Genomic DNA, 25183 nt, shown 5'->3' on the forward strand with positions numbered 1-25183 from the left:
CCCGTTCAAAGGGCGATTATTTTTTGTCTTTCACTTCTTCAAACTCAGCGTCGACAACATCGTCATCTTTCGCATTGTTCGCGGAAGCATCAGCTGAACCCGCCTGCTGCTGTGCATGCTGCTGCTGAGCGATTTCCATCAGTTTCTGGGAAACCTGTGCCAGCGCCTGCATTTTCGCTTCGATATCTGCTTTGTCTTCGCCTTTCAAAGACGTTTCCAGCGCAGTCAGAGCGGACTCGATAGCAGTTTTGTCGTCAGCCGGCAGTTTATCGCCTGCTTCTTCAACCTGCTTGCGAGTGCTGTGCAGCAGATGGTCACCCTGGTTACGGGTCTGGACCAGCTCTTCAAACTTACGGTCAGATTCTGCGTTCGCTTCTGCTTCGCGAACCATTTTCTGAATTTCTTCTTCGTTCAGACCAGAAGACGCCTTGATGGTGATCTTCTGCTCTTTACCGCTGTTTTTATCTTTCGCAGAAACGTGCAGGATACCGTCAGCATCGATATCGAAGGTCACTTCGATCTGCGGCATACCGCGCGGTGCCGGGCTGATACCATCCAGGTTAAACTGACCCAGATCTTTGTTATCAGCGGCACGTTTACGTTCACCCTGCAGCACATGGATGGTTACCGCAGACTGGTTGTCTTCAGCGGTAGAGAACACCTGGCTGTGCTTGGTCGGGATAGTGGTATTTTTCGCGATCAGCGGAGTCATCACGCCGCCCATGGTTTCGATACCCAGAGACAGCGGGGTAACGTCCAGCAGCAGTACGTCTTTAACATCACCGGTCAATACACCACCCTGAACAGCAGCACCGATTGCTACAGCTTCGTCCGGGTTAACGTCTTTACGCGGTTCTTTACCGAAGAACTCAGCAACTTTCTTCTGTACCATCGGCATACGAGTCTGACCACCGACCAGGATAACGTCCTGAACGTCAGAAACAGACAGACCCGCATCCTGCAGAGCAACTTTCAGCGGCTCGATAGAACGGTTAACCAGGTCTTCCACCAGGCTTTCCAGTTTCGCACGAGTCACTTTGATGTTCATGTGTTTCGGACCAGACGCATCTGCAGTGATGTACGGCAGGTTAACGTCGGTCTGCTGCGCAGAAGACAGCTCAATTTTCGCTTTCTCTGCGGCTTCTTTCAGGCGCTGCATTGCCAGCGGGTCGTTACGCAGGTCAATGCCCTGATCTTTCTTAAATTCATCAACGAGATAGTTGATCATGCGGCTATCGAAGTCTTCACCACCGAGGTGGGTATCACCGTTGGTTGCCAGAACTTCGAAGGTTTTTTCACCGTCAACTTCGTCGATTTCGATAATAGAGATATCGAAAGTACCACCACCGAGGTCGTAGACCGCGATAGTACGGTTGCCGACTTCTTTGTCCAGACCGTAAGCCAGTGCGGCAGCGGTCGGTTCGTTGATGATACGTTTGACTTCCAGACCTGCGATACGGCCGGCGTCTTTCGTTGCCTGACGCTGAGCATCGTTGAAGTATGCAGGTACGGTGATAACCGCTTCAGTTACCGGTTCGCCCAGGTAATCTTCAGCCGTTTTCTTCATTTTTTTCAGCACTTCAGCAGAGATCTGCGGCGGTGCCAGTTTCTGACCTTTTACGTCAATCCATGCATCACCGTTGTCAGCACCGATGATTTTGTACGGCATGATGGCTTCATCACGCTGTACCTCTTCGTCCTGGAAGCGGCGGCCAATCAGGCGTTTAATCGCAAACAGGGTGTTTTGCGGGTTTGTCACTGCCTGACGTTTAGCCGGCTGACCAACCAGAGTTTCACCATCCTGGGTATAAGCAATGATAGAAGGCGTGGTGCGATCGCCCTCGGCGTTCTCCAGCACACGTGCAGTAGTGCCATCCATAATCGCTACACAAGAGTTGGTAGTACCCAGGTCGATACCAATAATTTTACCCATCTAAACGTCTCCACTAAAAATTCTGTCATCAGGTGGTTGTGAATCTGTAATAAGGGCGAAACGTGCGGTTTCAACTACCCTGAATCGTTTTTTTTCAGACTCACCACTGCGGTTGTCTACAAGATGGGGTCGTAACCCACGTCATCAAGGGGGGCATGCAAATTTTTTTTAGCCCGATCGCAATAAAATGAGAGATAACGGGCAGAAAAACAGGAAAGTAAATAGTCACCACCCCAAAATAATTCATAAAACCAATATTAAAAATACCAGTCATTCACTTGAAAATTGTAATAAAAAGAAAAGATTACCTGCATGAACCGTTTTTCCAACGGCGGTATTATGGTCACTGGTCACTCACTTTTGAACCCGTCGAAGAGAAATTTCATGAAATCCCTGTTTACCCTTTCTGCCAGCCTGTTGACAGGCCTGCTGCTGTGCAGCGCTGCACAGGCTAACGATCATAAAGTTCTGGGGATGATTGCCATGCCCAGAAATGCAACTAACGATCTCACGCTAAGAATCCCTGTTTGTCGCGTAGTGAAGCGTATTCAACTGGAGGCAGACCGTGGCGATATTACGCTAAATGGCGCTTCCGTTTATTTTAAAGCCGCGCGTATGTCCAGCCAGAGCCTGAATGTTCCTTCCTCCATCAAAGAGGGGAAAACCACCAACTGGATTGACATCAATAGCGACAACGACAACAAACGCTGTGTGTCTAAAATCACCTTCTCTGGCCAGTCCGTAAACTCCTCCGACATGGCGACCTTAAAAGTCATTGGTGATGACTAACCCCCTGACCTCTCGACCATGATATTCATTACTGGGGAAAAAAATTCATTTTCCCCTCATCAGATCATAGACAGCCCCCTCTCCCCTGATTATTATGCCGCGCCCCGAAGTCCATGATCGTTTTTCGGGGAAATTATTTCACCATTCAATCAATGATGATTTTGAGGAATTATGGGCAACACTAAGTTGGCTAATCCGGCACCGCTGGGCCTGATGGGCTTCGGCATGACCACCATTTTGCTTAACCTGCATAATGCGGGTTTCTTCGCCCTTGACGGTATTATCCTGGCGATGGGACTGTTCTACGGCGGTATCGCGCAAATTTTTGCCGGCCTGCTGGAGTACAAAAAAGGCAATACCTTCGGCTTAACCGCCTTCACCTCCTACGGCTCGTTCTGGCTGACGCTGGTCGCGATCCTGTTAATGCCGAAAATGGGCCTGACAGAAGCACCGAACGTGCAGTTCCTCGGCGTGTATCTGGGACTGTGGGGCGTGTTCACCCTGTTCATGTTCTTCGGCACGCTGAAAGCAAACCGCGCGCTGCAGTTTGTCTTCCTGAGCCTGACCGTGCTGTTCGCCCTGCTGGCTGTGGGCAATATTGCGGGTAACGAAGCGATTATTCATGTTGCTGGCTGGATTGGCTTAGTGTGTGGCGCAAGCGCCATTTACCTGGCGATGGGTGAAGTGCTGAACGAACAGTTTGGCCGCACCATCCTGCCAATTGGTGAAATGCACTAATTCTGTCTGTATCCCCCCGCAAGGGGGGATAATCCTTACAGACGCTGTAATTCTCCCTCAGCGTCTGTATCACAATGATAAATATCCTGTCGTAGCCAAATCCCCAGTCCTAAACCCACCAGCGAAAGCGCCAGCACATACCAGGCCGGAGCCATCGGCGACACACTCATCAACATCGTGACCGCGATTGGCGTCAAACCACCGAAAATGGCATACGAGACGTTATAGGAAAAAGAGATTCCGGTAAAACGGACTTCCGCCGGGAACGCCCGTACCATCACGTAAGGCACCGCGCCAACCACGCCAACGCACAGCCCAACCAGACCGTACAACAGGAACAGGTGCTCAGGATGACTGCCGGTCAGGTGATAGAAAAACCAGCTGGAACAGGCCAGCAGCAGGCTACCGACAATAAAGGTTTTGCTGGCACCCACTCTGTCGACCACGAATCCCGCCAGCAGGCACCCGATGCACAGCATAATGGTGGCCACGCTGTTGGCCTGTAACGTCAGCGCAGGTGCAAAACCATACTGTTTTTGCAGCCAGACGGGCGACATCAGGATCACCACCACAATCCCAGCCGAGAGCAGCCAGGTCAGTAGCATCGACACCGCCACCGCTTTTTTATGCTTGCTGACGACCGACTTCACCGGCAGTTCTTGCGCCAACGCTTTGCGCTGCTGCATCTCGAGAAAAATCGGTGTCTCCTGCAGCCAACGGCGCAGATACATTGCCACCAGCCCAAACGCGCCCCCCAGCAGGAAAGGGATACGCCAGCCGTACTCATGCACCGCCTGCTGCGTCAGGCTGGTATTCACCAACGTGGCCACCACAGATCCCAGAAGGATCCCCACCGTTAACCCGGCGGTCAGCGTTCCACAGGCAATGCCGATGCGTCGCTCAGGCACATGTTCGGCAACAAACACCCACGCTCCCGGCACTTCGCCACCAATGGCGGCACCTTGCAAAATACGCATCAGCAACAGTAGCAGAGGGGCCAGAATCCCCATCGAGGCATACGTCGGCAGCAGACCTATCGCCAGCGTCGGTATCGCCATCAGTAAAATGCTCAGAGTGAACATTTTTTTGCGCCCGACCAGATCGCCAAAATGCGCCATGATGATGCCGCCTAACGGGCGCGCCAGATAGCCCGCGGCAAAAATACCGAAGGTTTGCACCTGACGTAGCCATTCGGGAATGTCCGCGGGGAAGAACAGCTCACCCACAACGGCGGCAAAGAAGACAAAGATAATAAAATCATAAAACTCGAGCGCCCCACCGAGAGCAGCGAGCGAAAGGGTTTTATAATCCTGGCGATTCAGCGGTCGAGAATGTTGTGACATAGCAAACCATGCGTCAGTGGAGTGATTGAAGGTGTTTAGCGATACGTGTAAATCAAAAATTACTATATCGTAAACAATTCAATACTCCACCGGCATTGCGCTTTATGTCACGAAAAGGCTACTTTCAGGCGTTTGTATCGCGTATCGCGCTTTTAGGCCGAAAAGATGCTACCACTTCCGGGGCGGTTTCCACATACGGCCCATCCAGCAACTGTATACAATATGGTACACTTGCAAAAATACCCGCCACAATAACGTTACCGTCGGCGTCTTTCACCCCTTCCAGCGTTTCTTTGATCGATTTCGGTTGGCCAGGCAGGTTGAGGATCAGTGCCTGCTTGCGAATAACCCCAACCTGACGGGAGAGTATCGCCGTCGGCACAAAGTGCAGGCTAATCTGGCGCATTTGTTCACCAAAGCCGGGCATCTGCCTGTCGGCTACCGCCAGCGTAGCATCTGGGGTTACATCACGACGCGCCGGGCCGGTGCCGCCGGTGGTCAGCACGAGGTGACAGCCCATTTCATCAACCAGTTCGCACAACGTTTGTTCGATGATCGCCTGCTCATCCGGGATCAGCCGGGTTTGCAGTTCAAAAGGGGTTGTCAGGGCGGACGCCAGCCACGCTTCAAGCGCGGGGATACCCTTATCCTGATAAACACCGCTGGAGGCACGGTCAGAAATAGAAACTAAGCCAATGCGTAAAGTATTCATGATTATTCCGTTTAAACAGTCTCGTTAAACAGAATGATACACTGCGAAGGGAAGGACAGACAGATTTCAGAAGAGGTAGCGTGACCCCCGTCAGGGCCACGCGCAAATGATTACAGCAGATCGCCGATCATTTTTTCCAGTTTGCCCTGGTCTACAGCAAACTTACGGATACCGTCCGCCAGTTTGTCTACAGCCATCGGATCCTGGTTGTGCTGCCACAGGAACTCAGCTTCAGTGATACGTGCAGGACGCGCTTTCACTTCGCCAGAGAAGGACAGTTTACGTTCGAGCGCGCCTTCGCTTTCCGCCAGCTCTTTCAGCAGTGCCGGGGCAATCGTCAGACGATCGCAGCCCGCCAGCTCAATGATTTCGCCGATGTTACGGAAGCTCGCGCCCATCACCACGGTTTCGTAACCGTGCTGTTTGTAGTACTCATAGATTTCCGTGACGGAAACCACACCCGGATCTTCTGCCGGTGCGTACTCTTTCTTATCGGTGTTGGATTTGTACCAGTCCAGAATACGGCCAACGAACGGAGAAATCAGGTACACGCCTGCTTCTGCACATGCACGCGCCTGCGCGAAGGAGAACAGCAGAGTCAGGTTACAGTTGATGCCTTCTTTTTCCAGCTGCTCCGCGGCACGGATACCCTGCCAGGTAGAAGCCAGTTTGATCAGAATGCGATCGTTGCTGATGCCAGCATCGTTGTACATTTTGATCAGACGTTTCGCTTTCGCGATAGACGCTTCGGTGTCGTAGGACAGGCGCGCGTCAACTTCAGTAGAGATACGACCAGGGACCAATTTCAGGATCTCCAGGCCGATATTTACCGCCAGTTTGTCCGTCGCGTCGACGACCTGCTGCGCGCGGTCGTTGCTCTGCTGCTTAGCCCAGGCCACAGCGTCATCAATCAGCTTGCGGTATTCCGGGATCTGCGCTGCGTTAAGAATGAGAGAAGGGTTAGTTGTGGCATCCTGAGGCTGATACAGCTTCATTGCCGCGATGTCTCCGGTGTCGGCCACTACAGTGGTGAACTGACGAAGGGAGGTCAATTTGTCCGTCATGATAGCGTTTCTCTTTAAACAGCGTGTTAGGGGGATGTAACCGATCTTTCCTGATGATAGCACGACGCACTCTCAGCGCAACCGCCGGGAGTGCCTCACCTGCCGTTCAGCCCTGATTACGCATCTCATAGCCTATAGTGCGCAATTAAAGAGTCGACCTGATGTTATGGTAAACTCCCGCTATCAATCTCATTACAAGGTTTATACTGTTCGATAATTGGTAGCGCTTACATCAGGATATTAGCGCGTGCCGGCATCAACAAGAGGGATGTTAATGCCTGATTTTTTCGCATTTATTAATGAAATACTGTGGGGCTCGGTGATGATCTATCTCCTGCTGGGCGCAGGATTTTGGTTCACTTACCGTACCGGTTTCGTCCAGTTCCGCTACGTTCGCCAGTTTGGCAAAAGTCTTAAAAATAGCATCAACCCACAACCTGGGGGTTTAACCTCATTTCAGGCTCTGTGTACCAGCCTCGCCGCCCGTATCGGCAGCGGAAACCTGGCAGGCGTTGCCCTGGCTATCGCGGCTGGGGGGGCGGGTGCCGTCTTCTGGATGTGGGTCTCGGCGGTGATCGGCATGGCAACTTCATTTGCCGAATGCTCACTCGCCCAACTGTATAAAGAACGCGACAGTAAAGGCCAGTTTCGCGGCGGCCCAGCGTGGTATATGGCGCGCGGGCTGGGCATGCGCTGGATGGGCGTGCTGTTCGCCATCTTTTTACTCATTGCCTATGGCTTAGTTTTTAACAGCGTCCAGGCGAACTCGGTGTCGCGTGCGCTGGAGTTTGCTTTCGACATCCCGCCCCTCGTATCCGGGATCTCGCTGGCAGTGCTGTCTTTGCTCGTCATCGTCGGCGGTATTAAAGGCGTTGCCCGCCTGATGCAATGGATCGTGCCCTTAATGGCCCTGCTGTGGGTCGGCTGCAGCATCGTCATCTGCCTGTGGCATATCGGACAGATCCCTGAGGTCATCGTCACCATTGTGAAAAGCGCGTTTGGCTGGCAGGAAGCCGCCGCCGGCGCCGCCGGTTATACGCTAAGCCAGGCCATTGCCAGCGGCTTTCAACGCGGTATGTTTTCTAATGAAGCGGGCCTGGGTTCAACGCCTAACGCCGCGGCCGCGGCCGCGTCATGGCCTCCGCATCCCGCCGCACAAGGCATTGTGCAGATGATTGGCGTGCTGGGCGATACGTTGGTTATCTGTACAGCCAGCGCAATGATTATTCTACTGGCAGGCAATGGTACCACGTACGTTCCAATGGAAGGTATTCAACTGGTCCAGAAGGCCATGGTAACGCTCACGGGGGAATGGGGTGCCGGGTTCGTTGCGCTGATTGTGGTTCTGTTCGCCTTCAGCTCTATTGTCGCTAACTACATTTATGCAGAAAATAATCTGATCTTTCTGAAACTGGACACCATTCGCGTCATCTGGATTTTGCGTATTACCACCGTCTGCACCGTGATCGGCGGAACACTACTCCACTTTCCGCTGGTGTGGCAGCTCGCCGACATTATTATGGCCTGCATGGCCATCACGAATCTGACGGCGATTTTGCTGCTTTCCCCGGTTGTGCATACTCTTGCCAGCGACTACCTGCGTCAGCGTAAACTTGGCGTGCAACCGGAATTTGATCCACGCCGTTATCCTGATATTAGACAACAGCTTGCACCCGATGCCTGGGATGAACCGCCGCGCAGCTAGCGCGGCAATCGCAACCATCGATCAATTCTGTCGTTTTTTTTGCTACAGTCGCAGTAAATCTCCCGCAAGGACTGGATATGCTGATTCTGATTTCACCTGCAAAAACGCTCGACTACCAAAGTCCACTGGCCACCACGCGCCATACGCTGCCCGAGCTGCTGGACCATTCCCAGCAGCTTATCCACGAAGCGCGTCAGCTGTCTGCACCGCAAATAGGTAAGCTGATGGGGATAAGCGACAAGCTGGCGGACCTGAACGCCACCCGTTTCCACGACTGGCAGCCTGACTTCACGCCCGACAATGCGCGTCAGGCCATTCTGGCGTTTAAAGGCGACGTCTACACCGGGCTGCAGGCAGAGACCTTCAGCGAGGCCGATTTTGATTTCGCCCAACGGCATTTGCGCATGTTGTCCGGGTTGTACGGCGTGCTGCGCCCGCTGGATCTGATGCAGCCTTACCGCCTCGAGATGGGCATTCGCCTTGCCAACACCAAAGGCAAAGATCTCTACCAGTTCTGGGGAGATATTATCACTGACAAGCTGAACGAAGCGCTGGAAGCACAAGGCGACAACGTGGTGATTAACCTCGCCTCGGATGAGTATTTTAAATCGGTGAAACCGAAAAAACTGAATGCGGAGCTGATTAAACCGGTCTTCCTCGACGAGAAAAACGGCAAATTCAAAGTGATCAGTTTCTATGCCAAAAAGGCACGCGGCCTGATGAGTCGCTATATCATTGAAAACCGCTTAACCAAGCCAGAACAGCTGACCGCCTTTAACAGCGAGGGCTATTTCTTTGATGAAGAAGCTTCCGGTAAAGGCGAACTGGTGTTTAAACGTCACGAGCACTAATGTACATGCCGGATGGCGGCTAACGCCTTATCCGGCCTACGACACAAAACGAATGCCCGTAGGCCGGATAAGACGCGCTAGCGTCACCATCCGGCACAACAATTACCCGCGGGTCATCATCAACTGACGCAGTGCGGCAAAATCAGCCGGCAGATGGTGTGACAGCAATGGCAAGTCCGCACGCTCCGCCAGCTCTTTTGGCAGATCCAGCGTCACATCCAGGATCTGTTCCACGCTTTCTTTAAACTTCGCCGGGTGCGCGGTCCCAAGGAACAGGCCATATTCGCCCGGATTCAGTTGATCACGCAGCGCACGGTACGCTACCGCTGCGTGCGGCTCAGAGGTGTAGCCAATCGCCTGCAGCTCACGCATCGTTTCCTCAGTGGTCGCATCATCAACGGCTGCATAGCCCAGCTCGTTCAGACGCCAGATTTTACGACGGAACAACTCTTCCACCCGCGGCCAGTTGTTCGGCTGGCTGACATCCATGGCATTCGATAAGGTCGCCTGGGTGGCTTTCGGTGCCCACTCGCCTTCTTCAAGAAAACGCGGAACCGTATCGTTGACGTTGGTCGCGGCAATAAAACGCTTCACCGGCAGGCCGAGTGATTTCGCCAGCAGCCCGGCAGTCAGATCGCCAAAGTTGCCGCTCGGCACAGAAACCACCAGCTGATTGCGCGCTTCCTGAGGCAGTTGCGCCACGGCCTCAAAGTAATAGCAGATTTGCGCCAGTAACCGGCTGATGTTGATCGAGTTAGCTGAGTTTAATCCCAGTGCTATCTTCAGTTCTTCATCATCAAACGCCTGTTTCACCAGCGCCTGGCAGGCATCAAAATCGCCATCAATGGCGACAGTCTCAATGTTTCCGCCCAGCGTACAGAACAGTTTTTCCTGTAACGGGCTGATTTTACCGTTCGGATAGAGGATCACCACACGCACATTTTTCAGGCCATAAAAGGCATGTGCGACCGCCGCCCCGGTATCGCCGGACGTGGCCGTCAGGATGGTCACCGGCTTATCGCCGCTGATGTGCGTCAGCATCTGCGCCATAAAGCGCCCGCCAAAGTCTTTAAAGGCCAGCGTCGGGCCGTGGAACAGCTCCAGACAACCGACATCAGCCGTCACCTGAGCAACCGGCGCAGGGAATGCAAACGCCGCGCGCACGCGATCTGCGAGGACATCATGCGCAATTTCATCGCCAATAAAGGCGGACAGGATCTTTGCGCTACGGCTGACAAAATCCAACTTCAGCATTTCATCGATTTCAGTCAGGTTAAATTCCGGCAGATCGTGCGGAAAAAATAACCCCTGCTTTCTACCCAGCCCTTGGGTAACCGCCTGCGCGAAACTGACCTGCTCGTTATGATCTTTTAGATTGTAGAGTTTCATTTATTTTCCCAGTACCCGTGCGCCCGCCGTGTCCAGCCGGCAAATATGAACAAAGCCTTCCTGATTTTGCAGGTAATTTTTACCCAGCCAGTCTGCAACCCGCTGCGCCGTATCCGGTTTATCGCACAGGGCAAACAGCGTCGGCCCAGAGCCGGAGATGCCGCTGGCCACCGCGCCGATTTCCGCCACCGCCTGACGCGCCTGGCTGAAGCCGGGCAGCAAGCGGGTGCGATATGGCTCGGCAATCACATCTTTCATCAGCTTTGCAGCTAACCCAGGCTGACGGGAATAGCAGGCATGAATGAAGCCCGCCAGATGCCGCCCGTGGGCGATGCAGTCCTGGCGACGGTACTGCGCTGGTAAAATTGCCCGCGCTTCAGCCGTGGAAACCTTAATTCCCGGATAGGCCAGCACCCACAACCACTCATCAAAGCCTGGCACCTGTTGGCTGATAATACCGTTTTCCTCAATCATCAACTGCATACCGCCCAAAAAGCACGGTGCTACGTTATCGTAGTGAACGCTGCCGGAGATACGCCCTTCCAGCTCACCCATGATCGCCAACAGGCGGGTGTCGTTGAGTGGTTTACCGCAATGCTCGTTCATCGCCACCAGCGCAGCCACAACAGAACAGGCGCTGGAGCCTAAGCCGGAGCCAATCGGCATATTTTTTTCCAGCGTCATCGTCACCGGAACGGCTTTCCCCAGCTCCTGACAAAATCGCTCCCAGCACTGGTAGACGATATTTTCCCGCGGCTCTGACGGCAGTTTGCTGGCAAAGCGCCCCAGATTGTTGAGACTAAAGCTATCGGCTGCCTCCACAGAGACAACATCGCCTAACAAAGAACCATCCACCGGCGTGACCGCCGCCCCGAGCACATCAAACCCGACGCTCATATTGGCACTGGAAGCCGGGGCATAAACTCTCACCATGTTAAACTCCTAACTTCCATGAAAGGGTACGCAGCAAGTCGGCAAAGACGCCCGCTGCCGTGACATCATTACCTGCACCGTAACCACGCAGTACCAGCGGTAATGGCTGGTAGTAGTGACTGTAGAACGCCAGCGCGTTTTCGCCATTTTTCACTTTATACAGCGGATCGTTGCCATCCACTTCGGCGATTTTCACCCGACACACACCGTCTTCTTCGATATTGCCAACATAGCGCATGACTTTCCCCTCATCACGGGCTTTCGCCACGCGCGCGGCAAACGCATCATCAAGCTGAGACAGCTTAGCCATAAACGCAGAGATATCGCCAGAATCATCAAAATCTTGCGGTAACACCGGCTCAATAACGATATCGCTAAGCTCCAGCTCGCGACCGGTTTCGCGGGCGAGGATCAGCAGTTTGCGCGCCACATCCGTTCCGGAAAGGTCATCGCGTGGATCGGGCTCGGTATAGCCCATTTCGCGTGCCAGCGTGGTGGCTTGCGAGAAGCTCATGCCTTCATCCAGTTTGCCAAAAATAAACGACAGCGAACCGGACAGAATCCCCGAGAAACGTTGCAGTTCATCACCTGCACTGAGCAGGTTTTGCAGGTTTTCGATAACCGGTAATCCCGCGCCAACGTTGGTGTCATAGAGGAATTTACGTCGGGACTTCGCGGCGGCAAAACGTAGCTGATGGTAGTAATCCATCGACGAGGTATTCGCCTTTTTATTCGGCGTCACGACGTGGAAGCCTTCGCGCAGGAAGTCTGCATACTGATCTGCCACGGCCTGACTTGACGTACAGTCCACAATCACCGGGTTAAGCAGATGGTATTCTTTCACCAGGCGAATTAAGCGACCGAGGTTGAAAGGCTCCTTGGCTTCCGCCAGCTCCGCCTGCCAGTTTTCCAGATTCAGACCGTGAACATGGGTCAGCAGGGCCTTCGAATTCGCCACCCCGCAAACACGTAAATCAATATGCTTGCTCTTCAGCCAGGTTTGTTGCCGCTTAAGCTGTTCAAGCAGCGCAGCCCCGACGCCACCGACGCCTATGACAAAGACTTCGATCACCTGATCGGTATTGAACAGCATCTGATGCGTCACGCGCACGCCGGTGGTGGCATCATCATTGTTCACCACCACCGAAATAGAGCGCTCAGACGAGCCCTGGGCGATAGCCACGATATTGATGTTGGCACGCGCCAGCGCGGCAAAGAATTTCGCGGAGATACCGCGCAGCGTACGCATACCGTCGCCAACAACTGAGATGATCGCCAGACGCTCAGTGACCGCCAGCGGCTCCAGCAGCCCTTCTTTCAGCTCGAGGTAGAATTCATCCTGCATCGCACGCTGTGCACGCGCACAGTCGCCCTGCGGGACGCAGAAGCTGATGCTGTATTCAGAAGACGACTGGGTGATCAGTACCACCGAAATCCCTGCGCGAGACATCGCGGCAAACACGCGGGCCGCCATGCCGACCATCCCTTTCATTCCAGGGCCCGACACGCTGAACATCGCCATATTGTTGAGATTCGAAATGCCTTTTACCGGCAGATCATCTTCATCGCGGCTGGCGCCAATCAGCGTACCCGGCGCTTGCGGGTTACCGGTATTTTTAATCAGGCAAGGGATCTGGAACTGGGCAATCGGGGTAATGGTACGCGGGTGAAGCACTTTGGCGCCGAAATAAGACAGCTCCATCGCTTCCTGATAAGACATTGACTTCAGTAGTCTGGCATCGGGGACCTGACGCGGGTCGCAGGTATACACGCCGTCAACGTCCGTCCAGATCTCACAGCAGTCTGCACGCAAACAGGCGGCCAGCACGGCGGCGGAGTAATCAGAGCCGTTACGTCCCAGCACCACCAGCTCACCTTTTTCATTCCCGGCAGTAAAGCCTGCCATCAACACCATATGGTCTGCCGGAATGCGGCTGGCGGCAATTCGACGCGTAGACTCGGTAATATCAACGGTCGATTCGAGGTAATGACCCACCGCTAACAGTTTCTCAACCGGATCAATGACCGTCACTTTGTGGCCACGTGCTTCCAGCAGCCCGGCCATAATTGCGATCGACATTTTTTCACCACGGCAAATAAGCGCGGCGTTGATGCTGTCCGGGCACTGTCCCAGCAGGCTGATACCGTGCAGAACATGCTTAATTTGGGCAAATTCTTGTTCAACAAAGGTTTTGAGTTGCGCCAGCGGGAAAGCGGGCTGAACCGCGGCAAGACCGAGCAAAAGCTCAGAGAAAATACGTTCGGCGTCGCTGATATTGGCTAAAGCATCCTGGCCACCGATGGTCTTCTCAATCATCGCCACCAGATGGTTAGTGATTTTTGCCGGGGCAGAGAGGACGGTCGCAACCTGCCCCTGCCTGGCATTGCTTTCCAGAATATCGGCAACCCGCAGAAAGCGCTCTGCATTTGCCACTGATGTACCGCCAAACTTCAACACTCGCATGGTTTACCTCGTTGCCTCTGGTCGAAAAAAAAGCCCGCACTGTTTAGGTGCGGGCTTTTTTCTGTGTTTCCTGTACGCGTCAGCCCGCACCGTTACCTGTGGTAATGGTGATGGTGATGGTTGTAGTAATGGTGGTGCCGATGCGTTTCATGATGTTGTGTGCTCTGTAATTATTATCTGTCTGTGCTCTATTCTTTTAGGGTTAAAGTATCTCGTGACCTAAGTCAATAAATTTCTAAATTGATCACGTTCCGAAACTTGTTCACGAGTCACTGCTTACCGTTTTACTTTCGACCAATACGGCGCGTCAGACACGCTTGAAGTTAGAATAAAAAACTCACACAGAATAGATTGGCAATATTTTATTTTGTGATATTTTTTTCAATATCATGTAAAAAACGGTGCAACATTGCCGTGTCTCGCTGTCCTAACAGGCCCATTCGTTGTTGCAACCAGTCCGTGAGTTTGATGTCATCGGCAACATCCAGCGTGGTCAATAAACGTAAAACACGCGTCCGTAATGCCTGGAGCTGAAGCTCATCCGTCACCTCAGTGGTTTTAGCGGGCTGTTGTATTAAACCGGCTAATTGATAGCAATACACCATCACCGCCTGCCCCAAGTTCAGTGAAGGATAGTCAGCCACCATCGGTACGCCGGTCAACACGTCCGCCAGCGCCAGTTCTTCATTCGTCAGGCCAGAATCCTCACGGCCAAAAACCAGCGCAGCGTGATCCATCCACGCCGATTTTTCCTCCAGCAACGGAACCAATTCGACCGGAGTAGCGTAATAATGAAACTTTGCGCGACTGCGCGCCGTGGTAGCAACGGTAAAATCCACGTCGTGCAGCGCCTCGGCTAACGTTGTAAAAACGTTAATATTATCAATAATGTCACCCGAACCGTGGGCCACCCAGCGCGTGGCCGGTTCCAGGTGTGCCTGACTGTCAACGATCCGCAACTCGGTGAATCCCATGGTTTTCATCGCGCGGGCTGCCGCACCAATATTTTCCGCTCTGGCAGGGGCCACCAGAATAATTGTTAAACGCATTTTGCTACTCTTTTTGGTCAGTTTGCCGATAATAATGTGATGCACATCAACATATTACGCAGCGCGAATTTACATATTTTTAACAGAGATCACTGAAAAAGCATTTTACATTAAGTAAAAAATGCTAAACTGTTTCGTACCTGTACTATTGCTTTTTATGTTAACAGAAGTTGCATATCCTTCTGTTTATTCATGATAATTTAATTTAAAATGGATCTCATTCGTTGGATTCATTACATTTATTAGTTAGCGCGTGCAACTAGTTGTATTATTGCAATTTTGTGATGAAAGCTAACATTTGGATACGATGATTTCATCAAACTGTTAACGTGCTACAATTGAACTTGATATATGTCAACGAAGCGTAGTTTTATTGGGTGTCCGGTACGTCTTAGCCTGTTATGTTGCTGTTAAAATGGTTAGGATGACAGCCGTTTTTGACACTGTCGGGTCCAGAGGGAAAGTGCCCACGACCAAGCTAATGATGTTGTTGACGTTGATGGAAAGTGCATCAAGAACGCAATTACGTACTTTAGTCATGTTACGCCGATCATGTTAATTTACGACATGCATCAGGCAGGTCAGGGACTTTTGTACTTCCTGTTTCGATTTAGTTGGCAATTTAGGTAGCAAACATGCAGACCCCGCACATTCTTATCGTTGAAGACGAGTTAGTAACACGTAACACGTTGAAAAGCATTTTCGAAGCGGAAGGCTATGATGTATTCGAGGCGACAGATGGCGCGGAAATGCATCAGATCCTCTCTGAATATGACATCAACCTTGTGATTATGGATATCAATCTGCCAGGTAAAAACGGTCTTCTGTTAGCGCGCGAACTCCGCGAACAAGCTAACGTTGCGCTGATGTTCCTGACGGGCCGCGATAACGAAGTCGATAAAATTCTCGGCCTCGAAATCGGCGCGGATGATTACATCACCAAACCGTTTAACCCGCGTGAACTGACTATCCGTGCTCGTAACCTGCTGTCCCGTACCATGAACCTGGGCACGGTCAGCGAAGAACGTCGTAGCGTCGAAAGCTACAAGTTCAATGGTTGGGAACTGGACATCAACAGCCGTTCTCTGATCGGCCCTGACGGCGAGCAGTATAAACTGCCACGCAGCGAATTCCGTGCCATGCTTCACTTCTGTGAGAATCCGGGCAAGATCCAGTCTCGCGCAGAACTGCTGAAAAAAATGACCGGTCGCGAACTGAAGCCGCATGACCGTACCGTTGACGTGACTATCCGTCGTATTCGTAAGCATTTCGAATCTACGCCGGATACGCCAGAAATCATCGCCACCATTCACGGTGAAGGCTATCGTTTCTGCGGCGACCTGCAGGATTAATCTCATCCTTGCGGGAACAAAAACGGCGCTTTACGCGCCGTTTTTCATTTTATCTCTACCCTACTTCCACAAACGAAATTCATCGTTTTCCACGGGTTGCGTCTCTTTTGCTTTGGGCCGAGCCAGTGCGTGCCAGTCAAGATGACGCGTCAGGAACATAATCCCGCATAGTGCCAGCAGCAGCACGCCGGTTCCCAACAATAAAGAACTGTCCTGTGAACGCAGCAATATCCACATCACCCCGTCCAGAGCCAACAGCGCCACGGTGAACAAAATACTGTTACGCCACCCTTGTAATACCGCCTGTAAATACACGCCATTCATCAGGGCGCCAATCAGGCTGGCAATAATCCATGCCGCGGTAAAACCAATATGTTCTGACAGCGCCAGCAATAGCAGATAAAACATCACCAGCGATAACCCTACCAGCAAATACTGCATGGGGTGCAGACGCAGACTGGTCATACTCTCCAGCACAAAGAAAGACATAAAAGTCAGTACGATCAGTAAGATAGCATACTTCGTCGCTCTGTCGGTCAGCTGATATTGATCGGCCGGTGTAGCTACCGCCACGCTAAACGCTGGCATTCCCTGCCAGCCAATTTTTTCCCCATCAAAACGATCACCGAGGTTATTGGCAAACCAGCTGCTTTGCCATTGGGCCGTAAACCCTGATGCACTAACTTCACGCTTCGTGGGCAAAAAATCCCCCAGAAAATTGGGATGCGGCCAGTTACTGGTTAGGGTCATTTCGCTGTTACGTCCAATGGGGACAACGGAAAAATCCCCGGTACCGTTCAGATTAAGCGACAGCGCCAGACTAAGGTTTTGCTTCGTCCATTCCGCATCCGGCAGCGGAATGTGGATCCCCTGCGCACGCCCATCAAGCCCCGTTCCCGGCTCAACGGCCAGCGACGTCCCGTTAATCTGCGGCACTTTCACCACGCCAATCCCGCGTGCGTCGCCGACGCCAACCACTATAAACGGTTTCCCTAACGTTATATTAGGGTGATGCAATTCACTCAGCCGTTCAGCATTGAACTCCGCGTTCAACGACACATCGTTGTGCCAGACCTGGCCCTCATAAATGCCGACTTTACGTCCTTCAACATTTTGATTGCCCTCAACCATCAACGACTCCGGCAGCCAGAAATGGATATAGCTGCGCTTTTGCGAGACCTCTTTGCCGTCTTCCAGCGAGGTATAAAGTTCGGTCACGGGGATAGCAATTAGCGGCCCAACTAGCTTCTGCGGCCCACTGGTACTCTGCCGGATAGCATCTTCGACCTCATTACGGTAATCCGATCGCTCAACGATTATCTGCCTGACCATCGTCAGCGGAATTAACAGCAACAGCATGGCACCACCTAAGGTGACGATTTTCCAGAACAGGGGGGATTTCAACATAGCGTTCTCCTTTGCAATGACGACAAGGTAGAACAGCTATGTGCGCAGAATTTGAAGCTATGTGAAGTGACGGTGAAGTGTGAACGACGCCTGCACCCCACCTTCGGGTCGATTGCTCAGCGTGACGTCACCTTCCAGCAGACGCGCGACTTCGCTGACAAACGCCAGCCCCAGACCGCTGCTCTTGTGGCCATTCTCGCGGGGCAGTGAATAAAATCGTTCGAAGATGCGCGGTAACGCAAAGTCAGGGATCCCGCTGCCGCTGTCCGTCACCTGCAACGTAATCTTCTCTCCTTGCTGTTGCGCACTCAGAACAATGGTCCCCTGACCTGGGGTAAAGTCGATGGCGTTATCCAGCAGATTGCCCATGGCCTGCTCCAGCAGCGCAGGCTCAGCAGAAACCACCCATGATGAGGGCTCAATGTTGAGCGTGATATGTTTAGCAGCCAGCTGGACGCTACGCGACTCGCGCAGTTGGGCAAACAGCTCATCAACCGCAACGGGCGTAAATGCAACATCCTGCCGGTTTTCCAGTCGCGCCTGGCGCAGCAGGGTTTCGACCAGCGCCTGCATACGCGCATTTTGCGTCAGAATATTTTCGGTAAAACGCGCCACCACGTCAGGTGGCGGCCCTTCACGTAAAATCTCCGCCGCGCCACGAATAGCCGCCAGCGGGCTTTTCAGTTCATGGGTTAAGGCATACACATACTGCTCAATGTAATTCTTACCCTCCAGCTTAAGGCGCATACTTTCCAGCGCCTGCGCCAGTTTTCGCAATTCACTGCTGCCTAAATCCGGTAACGCGACGGGCCGATTCTCCGTCACCGAGTCAGCATAGCGCGCCAGCCGGGCAATAGAGCGGTTGATCCACCATACCATTCCCACGCCAATCACTAATGCGATCCCCAGCAACACCGCGCTCGCCCACAGCATCCGCCGCTCGCTGCGTTTAATTACCGGAGCCATTGCCGCATTGGGCTTCCCGACGCTAAGCACGCCAATAATGCGCTCACCGTCGATAATCGGCGCCGCAACGTACATCACCGAACTTTCCGAGTCAGCCGGATTTTGCAGCGTACTGCGCGCGCCATATTGCCCGCGCAGCGTTAACCACACGTCGTTCCAGCGGGAATAATCTTCCCCTACTGCTTTATTGGCGGAATCAAACAACACCTTGCCCTGAGCATCTGTCATGTAGACGTGATACTCATTGCGCACTTTGTTAATACCACTGATGTTGGCACGAAAAGGGCGGTTATGCAGTTGCGAGAAGGCCTGCGCCAACTTACCGTTGGCAGCAGAGCCAGAGAGTACGTCGTCGCGTGCCAGCGCCGCTAACAGCGTGGCGGTGTCAATCAGCGTGCCTTCGGTGGCCCGGCGTACGCCAGGTTTAATCTCCTGCACAAAAATAGACAGAACAAACCAGGCGGCAACGGCGACAATCAAAAAGTAGCCCAGCAGCAGTCGCATGCCAATGCGCATCAGGCGTTCCTCAGGCTGTATCCCATCCCGCGATGCGTGTTAATCGGCGAGAGATCCGGATTAATAGCCCGCAGTTTGGCGCGCAGTGTTTTGATGTGCGTGTCCACCGTTCTGTCGTAGGTATCCTGCGCATCGGCCCAAACTAAATCCATCAGTTGCTGGCGCGAGTAGATACGCCCCGGCGACATCAGCAAGGTTTTCAGCAACAGGAACTCATAGCGCGTCAGGTTTAACGGACAGCCAAACCACGCAATCTGCGCGGCGGGTTCATTGAGTTCAAAATTGCCAAAACGCGCTGCCGATGGCGGTGCTGCAAATTTCCTCACCCGCCGCAGCAGCGTGCGCACTCGGGCGCACACCTCGCGCGGCGAGAAGGGTTTGGCGACGTAATCATCCGCGCCAATCTCCAGACCTAACAGGCGGTCCACTTCATCGCTGCGGGCGGTCAGAAAAAGGACCGGCAGCGCCGGGTGGCGCTCCAGCAGACGTCGGCACAGTTCAAAACCGCTGATATCAGGCAGTCCGACATCGAGGATTATCGCATCCGGGCATCGCTGACGCGCGCTTTCCAGCACCGGCAGCCCTCGCTCAAACGCTTCCACGCTAAAACCTTCCTGTTGCAGCATGTAGATAAGCGTATCCGCGATACCCTGCTCATCCTCAACCAACCAGATCAACGCCTGTTGCATTTTGCTTCCTTGTTACTGCCGCCACGGCATGATGGGCACCGCGCTGATGGCATTTTTCGGCGAACCGTCGACAACCTTGTCGGAATAGGCCAGATACGCCAGCGTGTTGCGTTTTTCATCATAAAAACGCACCACCTGTAATGATTTAAACACCAGCGACGTCCGTTTCTTAAAGACGACTTCGCCCTGCGCTTTACCGTTCTTGATTCTGTCGCTCAGCTCAACCGGCCCCACTTGTTGGCAGGAAATGGCGGCATCGGAGGTATCTTCAGCCAGCCCTAACCCGCCCTTAATGCCACCGGTTTTTGCGCGGCTAACATAGCAGGTCACATTGGTTACATCGGGATCGTCAAACGCTTCGACGACGATTTTATGATCCGGTCCAAACATTTTAAATACCGTATCGACAGAACCAATCTGCTCCGCATGGGCCACCTGCGCCAACAACAGCAAAATTGAGGAAATGACTAAGCTCTTATATTTCATATTGTTACCATTTTTAAAAGTTGCCCTGAGCAATTATTCAACATTCTAAAATAAAATGTATACAGATCACAGGATTACAATAATCACGCTTTCGTATGTCCGAAAACAGCATTTATGAGCAAAAAAAACACTGAATGCTAAAACAGCAAAAAATGCTATTATCCTCTTACCTGACGTCAGGTACTCGCTGTTGAAAGGATGAGGATATTTTATGGATCAGGCTGGCATTATTCGCGACCTATTAATCTGGCTGGAAGGTCATCTGGATCAGCCTCTGTCGCTTGACAATGTGGCGGCAAAAGCAGGCTATTCCAAGTGGCATCTGCAGAGAATGTTTAAGGACGTGACGGGCCACGCTATTGGTGCCTACATCCGCGCCCGTCGTTTATCGAAGTCCGCTGTGGCGCTACGCCTGACTGCGCGTCCGATTCTGGATATTGCCCTGCAATACCGTTTTGACTCTCAACAGACGTTTACCCGTGCGTTCAAAAAACAATTCGCTCAGACGCCTGCACTGTACCGCCGCTCGCCGGAATGGAGCGCTTTTGGTATTCGCCCACCGATGCGACTCGGGGAATTTGCGATGCCAGCGCATCAGTTCGTGACGCTGGAAGACACGCAGTTGCTCGGCACCACGCAAAGCTACTCTTGCTCGCTGGAACAGATTTCCGACTTCCGTCATGAAATGCGTATTCAGTTCTGGCGCGACTTCCTGAGCCAGGCTCCTGCCATCCCGCCGGTGCTGTACGGACTCAACGAAACGCGTCCGAGTTTTGAAAAAGATGACGAGCAGGAAGTCTTCTATACCACAGCACTCACGCCGGAACAGGCCAGCGGCTATGTACCGTCCGCGCAGCCAATCCTGTTGCAGGGCGGCGAATATGTCATGTTTACCTATGAAGGCCTGGGAACGGGCGTGCAGGAATTTATTCTGACAGTGTACGGCACCTGTATGCCAATGCTGAACCTGACCCGTCGTAAAGGTCAGGATATAGAGCGATACTACCCGGCAGAAGATGCCAAAGCAGGCGATCGCCCTATTAACCTACGCTGCGAATTCCTGATTCCTATTCGCCGTTAACGCTGTAGCTCATCCAACGCAGGGGCGTCCAAATGCGAGATGTCCCCTGCCGTTTCGACCACCCAACCCGGTGCCAGCCATAAACTTTCCTGATAATCGACACGGGAAATCGAGCAGTTGCGCAGACGCAGCCGACGCTCAGCCCAGGCGGGCAGTCCCAAAATCGTGCTCACCAGGCAACCCAGCGCAATACCGTGGCTTACCAACAATGGGCGGCTCCCTTGCGGCAGTTCCAGACAAGATGCCAGCGCGGCGTTAACACGATCGGCCAGTTCCTGCATGGATTCCCCATCCGGAATACGACCATCAACCGTGCCGTTGACTAACTGGCGACGCCAGCCCTCTTCCTCTGGCGTCAGAGAGTCGATGTGGCGCTTTTCCAGCACCCCCATATTCAGCTCGCGCAAGCGGGCGTCGAAGGTGATATCACAGCCACACGCCTGGGCGATGATTTCTGCGGTGCGTCGTGTACGACCTAAATCGCTACTGATGACGTGAGTAATGCCAAGCGAGCGGGCGCGTTCGCCAACCTGCATAGCTTGCTGTTCACCTTTAGCGGTCAGCGGGCTGTCTGACTGGCCTTGAATACGTCGCTCGGCGTTCCACTGCGTTTCACCGTGGCGAACAAGGTATACCTGTAACATGCGTTTTTTCCGTTATACTGCGATTCGATGAATTTTCAAACTGAGCTTAATTATGCACAAGGTTATCTCTGCGACCACCAATCCTGCCAAAATTCAGGCAATTCTTCGGGCATTTGAAGAGATTTTCGGTGAAGGATCCTGCCATATTGAACCCGTCGCCGTCGAGAGCGGTGTGCCGGAACAACCTTTTGGAAGTCAGGAAACGCGCACTGGCGCACGAAATCGCATACATAACGCACGCCGCCTGCATCCGCAGGCCGATTTCTGGGTGGCCATTGAAGCCGGCATTGACGATGACGCGACCTTCAGCTGGGTAGTGATTGATAATGGCGTTCAGCGCGGTGAAGCGCGTTCCGCTACGCTGCCGCTGCCGTCGGTGATTCTCGACAGAGTCCGTCAGGGAGAAGCGCTCGGTCCGGTGATGTCACAGTACACAGGCATTGACGAGATAGGTCGTAAAGAAGGGGCGATTGGCGTGTTTACCGCCGGGAAGTTAACCCGTGCCAGCGTCTATCACCAGGCGGTGATCCTGGCGCTCAGCCCGTTCCATAACGCGGTGTATCGGTAATTATTTTCGCTACGTTGTAGGCCTGATAAGCACAGCGCCATCAGGCAATTCAATCTTTTCCGAGCAGCACCTGTTCCAGCCACTGACGCAGCTCGACCGGCGCAGTTTTGAGGCTATTGGACCCACGCGTTATGGTCGCAATACCGGCCCCAAGCTCGTTTTTCAACTCGCGTTGGCTCATCTCACCGCGCAGCAGTTCTTCAATAATGCGCACGCGAGTCCCCAGCGCTTCGCGCTCATCAGGCGTTAACATCAAATTGAGCAATGGCTGGTGTAAATCTTGCTCATAAGCGTGTTTAAGCAGGTCGACAAAACGTAACCACTCCTGGTGACGCTGTTCTGCCATCTCTGCTGAATAGGGTGATTGCTGAGTCATAAGATATCGCCATCGTTGCGGGGGAGGCGCGATTGCCTCCCCCTTTGTACTCTTTAACGAGTACGATAGCATAACACACTCGCCACGATCAGTAACGGCGTTGCCTTTCTGCGTCGTTCATCAATTCCGGCTTATCACCGAGGAAGTAACGATAGTAGGCATCGTAAGCCAGCACGTTTTTCACGTACCCACGGGTCTCGGAGAACGGGATGCTTTCTACAAAGGCCACCGCGTCAATGCGCCCTGCACTGTTGCCAAGCCAGGTACGAACGCGACCCGGTCCGGCGTTATAGGCTGCGGAAGCAAAGATGCGGTTATTGCCAAACTGTTGATACACATACTGTAAATAGCTGGTGCCGATGTTGATATTGGTTTCAGGATCCAACAGTTGGTTAGGACTGCTGTAACCCGGAATCGAGAACATCTTCACTGTATGCGTCGCCGTACCCGGCATAATTTGCATCAACCCGCTGGCACCCACCGGCGATTTTACCTTCGGGTTCCAGGCACTTTCCTGACGGGCAATGGCCATCGCGTAGCTTGGCTGAATGTCTTTCCCGCTGGTGTAACGGGTAAACAGATCTTTGTAGGCCAGCGGGAAACGCTCTTCCAGATGATCCCAGAGTTTACCTGCGATCGTGGCCTGCACGCTAAGATCCCACCAGTGATTGTTAAACGCATAACGCGCCAGCTGCGCCTGCTCAGACTTGGTGCGGCTGGTGACCAGATTCGCCCACTCGCTGCGCGCGGTGTTGTCCATGTTCCAGTACATTAACTCACGTACGCGCGCCATCTCCGGTCCCTGCGTCAGGGCAGCGTCAACATCCGCAGGCGCTTTATCGATTTTCAGCGTGTACTCTTCACCGAGGCGCTGTGCCGCCACCATCGGATAGAAGCCACGCTGCTGCATCAGCGCATGCAGGATCTCTTTCGCTTCGGCGTCACGTCCACGCTCCAGTAGCAGATCCGCCTGCCAGTAACGCCATTCATCTTTTTCCTTCGCGTCCATCGGCAGACGCGCCAGCCAGGTATTCAGCCCTCGACGATCGCCAGTTCCCAACGCCATCCGCACGCGGCGCTCCACAAGCGTGGTGGATTGTGAGCGCATAATCGCGTCATCGCGCCATTTGGCCTGCTCGTCAGTGACGTCGTTGCCCATCAGACGCCAGGCGACAATATCGCGCAGCTCCTGAGTTTGATCGTCATTAAGCTGCTGCGCCTGCGCCAATGATGGGATCATCAAACGTGCATTTTCCGCGTCCTGACGCGCTACGCTGGCAAACGCCACCGCCGCCATCTGACGGGTAAAATCCGTAGCGCCGGTGGTACGCGCAAACGTCATCACCGAATTAGGGTTATTTGCCAGTGCAATAATCGCTGAAGCAATGGTCTGATAATCCGCGGGCATTTGTCCGGCCAGCGCGGTAACCAGTCCGGTATTACCCGCCTTCATCGCCAGGCGAATACGTTCAAGATACGCTAACGGATCCTGAGTCCCCGATGCCCGCCATACGCCGAATAATTTGTCACAGGCGTTGGGCTGACTTTTCCCGGTCAGCCAAAGATCTTTTGCACCTTGCCAGGCTTCTTCGGCCTGCCCGGTACTCCATTTCGCAAAGTAGTAATTACATTGCGCTTCGGTGGTGCCGGGCTTATCCGGGCTGAATGCTAACAACCCTCGCCAGTCTTCCCGACGTGCCAGTTCGTTCACGAAGCGCGATTGCAACGTGCGTGCAGGTGGCAGCGTTGGATTAGCGCGCACAAAATTGGTGACGGTAACGGTGGGCTGATTCATCAGATCGTCAGTAATCTGGCGATATTCAAGGTAGGGGTACAGAGGGTAGCTTTTCAGGCCCGGCATCATCTGCTCAACGACGTCCATCTGCCGGTTATCCCAGGCCTGCTTAATTTGTGCATAGCGATTGCGCTGTTCATCCAGAGAATCCGCTCGCGCCACTTGACTGACCGTCAGCAGACATACACTGGCTGCCAGCAGGCGCCAGGCTACGTGTTTGGCTTTGTCCACAAGCTCTTCCTCTTATCGTGTTACGACTGTGCAGCATCATGCCGCTTAATAGATTCATGCTAATCAGACATTGCAGAAAGTGCCACGTTCCGGACACTTTTT

At 53.2% G+C, this 25183-nt stretch carries 24 protein-coding genes and 1 other annotated feature; of the genes, 7 read left to right on the plus strand and 17 right to left on the minus strand.

Going from position 1 to position 25183, the window contains the following annotated elements:
- Positions 1 to 16: 16 nt before the first annotated feature.
- The gene (gene dnaK / locus QNN86_RS13515; RefSeq protein ID WP_096758373.1) at positions 17 to 1933 is read right to left on the minus strand and encodes a molecular chaperone DnaK; all 1917 of its coding nucleotides are present in this window, start codon (positions 1931 to 1933) and stop codon (positions 17 to 19) included.
- Positions 1934 to 2317: 384 nt separating this feature from the next.
- On the opposite strand from dnaK, the gene QNN86_RS13520 reads away from it, so the two are divergent.
- Together QNN86_RS13520 and satP are read left to right on the plus strand one after the other, a co-directional pair.
- The gene (locus tag QNN86_RS13520) at positions 2318 to 2722 is read left to right on the plus strand and encodes a DUF2541 family protein (protein ID WP_181618600.1); all 405 of its coding nucleotides are present in this window, start codon (positions 2318 to 2320) and stop codon (positions 2720 to 2722) included.
- A gap of 171 nt (positions 2723 to 2893) precedes the next feature.
- On the plus strand, positions 2894 to 3460 hold the full coding sequence (satP, locus tag QNN86_RS13525; protein ID WP_096758375.1) for an acetate uptake transporter: 567 nt from the start codon (positions 2894 to 2896) through the stop codon (positions 3458 to 3460).
- 35 nt (positions 3461 to 3495) lie between these two features.
- Here satP and QNN86_RS13530 read toward each other — a convergent pair whose 3' ends face one another.
- From QNN86_RS13530 to tal, 3 genes are all read right to left on the minus strand, one after another.
- Positions 3496 to 4803 carry an MFS transporter gene (locus tag QNN86_RS13530; protein ID WP_181618599.1) on the minus strand — a complete coding sequence of 436 codons (1308 nt, stop codon included), beginning with the start codon at positions 4801 to 4803 and terminating at the stop codon, positions 3496 to 3498.
- Between the two features lie 124 nt (positions 4804 to 4927).
- Complete coding sequence (gene mog, locus QNN86_RS13535; RefSeq protein WP_181618598.1) at positions 4928 to 5515, minus strand: molybdopterin adenylyltransferase; 588 nt, start codon at positions 5513 to 5515, stop codon at positions 4928 to 4930.
- Positions 5516 to 5625: 110 nt separating this feature from the next.
- Entirely contained in the window at positions 5626 to 6579 is a 954-nt protein-coding gene (tal, locus tag QNN86_RS13540; protein ID WP_414211247.1) for a transaldolase, read from the minus strand.
- 274 nt (positions 6580 to 6853) lie between these two features.
- On the opposite strand from tal, the gene QNN86_RS13545 reads away from it, so the two are divergent.
- Both QNN86_RS13545 and yaaA read left to right on the plus strand, forming a co-directional pair.
- The gene (locus tag QNN86_RS13545; protein ID WP_182270462.1) at positions 6854 to 8284 is read left to right on the plus strand and encodes an amino acid carrier protein; all 1431 of its coding nucleotides are present in this window, start codon (positions 6854 to 6856) and stop codon (positions 8282 to 8284) included.
- Between the two features lie 77 nt (positions 8285 to 8361).
- Positions 8362 to 9135 (plus strand): peroxide stress protein YaaA, encoded by a 774-nt coding sequence (gene yaaA, locus QNN86_RS13550; protein WP_182270463.1) that lies wholly within the window; start codon positions 8362 to 8364, stop codon positions 9133 to 9135.
- A 102-nt stretch (positions 9136 to 9237) separates the two neighbouring features.
- Here the strand turns inward: yaaA and thrC are convergent, their stop codons facing one another.
- The 6 genes from thrC to yjjY all read right to left on the minus strand — a co-directional run bounded on the left by thrC (position 9238) and on the right by yjjY (position 15510).
- Positions 9238 to 10524 (minus strand): threonine synthase, encoded by a 1287-nt coding sequence (thrC, locus tag QNN86_RS13555; RefSeq protein ID WP_181618595.1) that lies wholly within the window; start codon positions 10522 to 10524, stop codon positions 9238 to 9240.
- Positions 10525 to 11457, minus strand: a complete 933-nt coding sequence (thrB, locus tag QNN86_RS13560; protein WP_181618594.1) for a homoserine kinase — start codon at positions 11455 to 11457, stop codon at positions 10525 to 10527.
- A gap of 1 nt (position 11458) precedes the next feature.
- Entirely contained in the window at positions 11459 to 13921 is a 2463-nt protein-coding gene (gene thrA, locus QNN86_RS13565) for a bifunctional aspartate kinase/homoserine dehydrogenase I (RefSeq protein ID WP_414211251.1), read from the minus strand.
- 23 nt (positions 13922 to 13944) lie between these two features.
- Positions 13945 to 14071: a sequence feature (Thr leader region), on the minus strand.
- Positions 14001 to 14072 carry a thr operon leader peptide gene (thrL, locus tag QNN86_RS13570; RefSeq protein WP_414211310.1) on the minus strand — a complete coding sequence of 24 codons (72 nt, stop codon included), beginning with the start codon at positions 14070 to 14072 and terminating at the stop codon, positions 14001 to 14003. Its footprint overlaps the feature before it by 71 nt.
- Before the next feature lie 211 nt (positions 14073 to 14283).
- Positions 14284 to 14970: a tRNA/rRNA methyltransferase gene (locus QNN86_RS13575; RefSeq protein WP_181618592.1), complete on the minus strand. Its 687-nt coding sequence runs from the start codon at positions 14968 to 14970 to the stop codon at positions 14284 to 14286.
- A 399-nt stretch (positions 14971 to 15369) separates the two neighbouring features.
- On the minus strand, positions 15370 to 15510 hold the full coding sequence (gene yjjY / locus QNN86_RS13580) for a protein YjjY (protein ID WP_001541509.1): 141 nt from the start codon (positions 15508 to 15510) through the stop codon (positions 15370 to 15372).
- 95 nt (positions 15511 to 15605) lie between these two features.
- On the opposite strand from yjjY, the gene arcA reads away from it, so the two are divergent.
- Complete coding sequence (gene arcA, locus QNN86_RS13585) at positions 15606 to 16322, plus strand: two-component system response regulator ArcA (protein WP_001194359.1); 717 nt, start codon at positions 15606 to 15608, stop codon at positions 16320 to 16322.
- Positions 16323 to 16382: 60 nt separating this feature from the next.
- Here arcA and creD read toward each other — a convergent pair whose 3' ends face one another.
- The 4 genes from creD to creA are packed head-to-tail and all read right to left on the minus strand — an operon-like array spanning position 16383 to position 20386.
- Positions 16383 to 17729, minus strand: a complete 1347-nt coding sequence (creD, locus tag QNN86_RS13590; RefSeq protein WP_414211256.1) for a cell envelope integrity protein CreD — start codon at positions 17727 to 17729, stop codon at positions 16383 to 16385.
- Between the two features lie 57 nt (positions 17730 to 17786).
- Positions 17787 to 19211, minus strand: coding sequence for a two-component system sensor histidine kinase CreC (gene creC, locus QNN86_RS13595; RefSeq protein ID WP_182270467.1), 1425 nt, complete (start codon positions 19209 to 19211; stop codon positions 17787 to 17789).
- Positions 19211 to 19900 (minus strand): two-component system response regulator CreB, encoded by a 690-nt coding sequence (creB, locus tag QNN86_RS13600; RefSeq protein ID WP_096758387.1) that lies wholly within the window; start codon positions 19898 to 19900, stop codon positions 19211 to 19213. The genes creC and creB overlap by 1 nt, the downstream gene beginning before the upstream one ends.
- 12 nt (positions 19901 to 19912) lie before the next feature.
- Entirely contained in the window at positions 19913 to 20386 is a 474-nt protein-coding gene (gene creA / locus QNN86_RS13605) for a protein CreA (protein WP_096758388.1), read from the minus strand.
- Between the two features lie 211 nt (positions 20387 to 20597).
- Between creA and robA the strand changes: the two genes are divergently transcribed.
- Entirely contained in the window at positions 20598 to 21467 is an 870-nt protein-coding gene (robA, locus tag QNN86_RS13610) for an MDR efflux pump AcrAB transcriptional activator RobA (protein ID WP_096758389.1), read from the plus strand.
- Here the strand turns inward: robA and gpmB are convergent.
- A complete protein-coding gene (gene gpmB / locus QNN86_RS13615; protein WP_096758390.1) occupies positions 21464 to 22111 on the minus strand; it encodes a 2,3-diphosphoglycerate-dependent phosphoglycerate mutase GpmB in 648 nt (215 codons plus the stop codon). The genes robA and gpmB overlap by 4 nt on opposite strands.
- Before the next feature lie 52 nt (positions 22112 to 22163).
- Between gpmB and yjjX the strand changes: the two genes are divergently transcribed.
- Positions 22164 to 22679 carry an inosine/xanthosine triphosphatase gene (gene yjjX / locus QNN86_RS13620; protein ID WP_182270468.1) on the plus strand — a complete coding sequence of 172 codons (516 nt, stop codon included), beginning with the start codon at positions 22164 to 22166 and terminating at the stop codon, positions 22677 to 22679.
- Positions 22680 to 22728: 49 nt separating this feature from the next.
- On the opposite strand, the gene trpR is transcribed toward yjjX, so the two are convergent.
- Together trpR and sltY are read right to left on the minus strand one after the other, a co-directional pair.
- On the minus strand, positions 22729 to 23055 hold the full coding sequence (trpR, locus tag QNN86_RS13625; protein WP_096758392.1) for a trp operon repressor: 327 nt from the start codon (positions 23053 to 23055) through the stop codon (positions 22729 to 22731).
- 88 nt (positions 23056 to 23143) lie between these two features.
- Positions 23144 to 25081: a murein transglycosylase gene (gene sltY, locus QNN86_RS13630; RefSeq protein WP_414211260.1), complete on the minus strand. Its 1938-nt coding sequence runs from the start codon at positions 25079 to 25081 to the stop codon at positions 23144 to 23146.
- Positions 25082 to 25183: the final 102 nt, after the last annotated feature.

The sequence above is a fragment of the Citrobacter sp. C348 genome (assembly GCF_047467975.1).
Lineage (GTDB): Bacteria > Pseudomonadota > Gammaproteobacteria > Enterobacterales > Enterobacteriaceae > Citrobacter > Citrobacter gillenii.

Excerpts from the sequence above, each read along its gene's own strand:
- creC (WP_182270467.1), bottom strand. The coding sequence starts at position 19,211 with ATGCGCATTGGCATGCGACTGCTGCTGGGCTACTTTTTGATTGTCGCC.
- creD (WP_414211256.1), bottom strand. The coding sequence starts at position 17,729 with ATGTTGAAATCCCCCCTGTTCTGGAAAATCGTCACCTTAGGTGGTGCC.
- QNN86_RS13545 (WP_182270462.1), top strand. The coding sequence starts at position 6,854 with ATGCCTGATTTTTTCGCATTTATTAATGAAATACTGTGGGGCTCGGTG.
- trpR (WP_096758392.1), bottom strand. The coding sequence starts at position 23,055 with ATGACTCAGCAATCACCCTATTCAGCAGAGATGGCAGAACAGCGTCAC.
- yjjX (WP_182270468.1), top strand. The coding sequence starts at position 22,164 with ATGCACAAGGTTATCTCTGCGACCACCAATCCTGCCAAAATTCAGGCA.
- thrB (WP_181618594.1), bottom strand. The coding sequence starts at position 11,457 with ATGGTGAGAGTTTATGCCCCGGCTTCCAGTGCCAATATGAGCGTCGGG.
- gpmB (WP_096758390.1), bottom strand. The coding sequence starts at position 22,111 with ATGTTACAGGTATACCTTGTTCGCCACGGTGAAACGCAGTGGAACGCC.
- QNN86_RS13575 (WP_181618592.1), bottom strand. The coding sequence starts at position 14,970 with ATGCGTTTAACAATTATTCTGGTGGCCCCTGCCAGAGCGGAAAATATT.
- thrA (WP_414211251.1), bottom strand. The coding sequence starts at position 13,921 with ATGCGAGTGTTGAAGTTTGGCGGTACATCAGTGGCAAATGCAGAGCGC.
- creA (WP_096758388.1), bottom strand. The coding sequence starts at position 20,386 with ATGAAATATAAGAGCTTAGTCATTTCCTCAATTTTGCTGTTGTTGGCG.
- QNN86_RS13530 (WP_181618599.1), bottom strand. The coding sequence starts at position 4,803 with ATGTCACAACATTCTCGACCGCTGAATCGCCAGGATTATAAAACCCTT.
- yaaA (WP_182270463.1), top strand. The coding sequence starts at position 8,362 with ATGCTGATTCTGATTTCACCTGCAAAAACGCTCGACTACCAAAGTCCA.
- QNN86_RS13520 (WP_181618600.1), top strand. The coding sequence starts at position 2,318 with ATGAAATCCCTGTTTACCCTTTCTGCCAGCCTGTTGACAGGCCTGCTG.
- robA (WP_096758389.1), top strand. The coding sequence starts at position 20,598 with ATGGATCAGGCTGGCATTATTCGCGACCTATTAATCTGGCTGGAAGGT.
- yjjY (WP_001541509.1), bottom strand. The coding sequence starts at position 15,510 with ATGACTAAAGTACGTAATTGCGTTCTTGATGCACTTTCCATCAACGTC.
- dnaK (WP_096758373.1), bottom strand. The coding sequence starts at position 1,933 with ATGGGTAAAATTATTGGTATCGACCTGGGTACTACCAACTCTTGTGTA.
- arcA (WP_001194359.1), top strand. The coding sequence starts at position 15,606 with ATGCAGACCCCGCACATTCTTATCGTTGAAGACGAGTTAGTAACACGT.
- creB (WP_096758387.1), bottom strand. The coding sequence starts at position 19,900 with ATGCAACAGGCGTTGATCTGGTTGGTTGAGGATGAGCAGGGTATCGCG.
- satP (WP_096758375.1), top strand. The coding sequence starts at position 2,894 with ATGGGCAACACTAAGTTGGCTAATCCGGCACCGCTGGGCCTGATGGGC.
- thrC (WP_181618595.1), bottom strand. The coding sequence starts at position 10,524 with ATGAAACTCTACAATCTAAAAGATCATAACGAGCAGGTCAGTTTCGCG.
- mog (WP_181618598.1), bottom strand. The coding sequence starts at position 5,515 with ATGAATACTTTACGCATTGGCTTAGTTTCTATTTCTGACCGTGCCTCC.
- tal (WP_414211247.1), bottom strand. The coding sequence starts at position 6,579 with ATGACGGACAAATTGACCTCCCTTCGTCAGTTCACCACTGTAGTGGCC.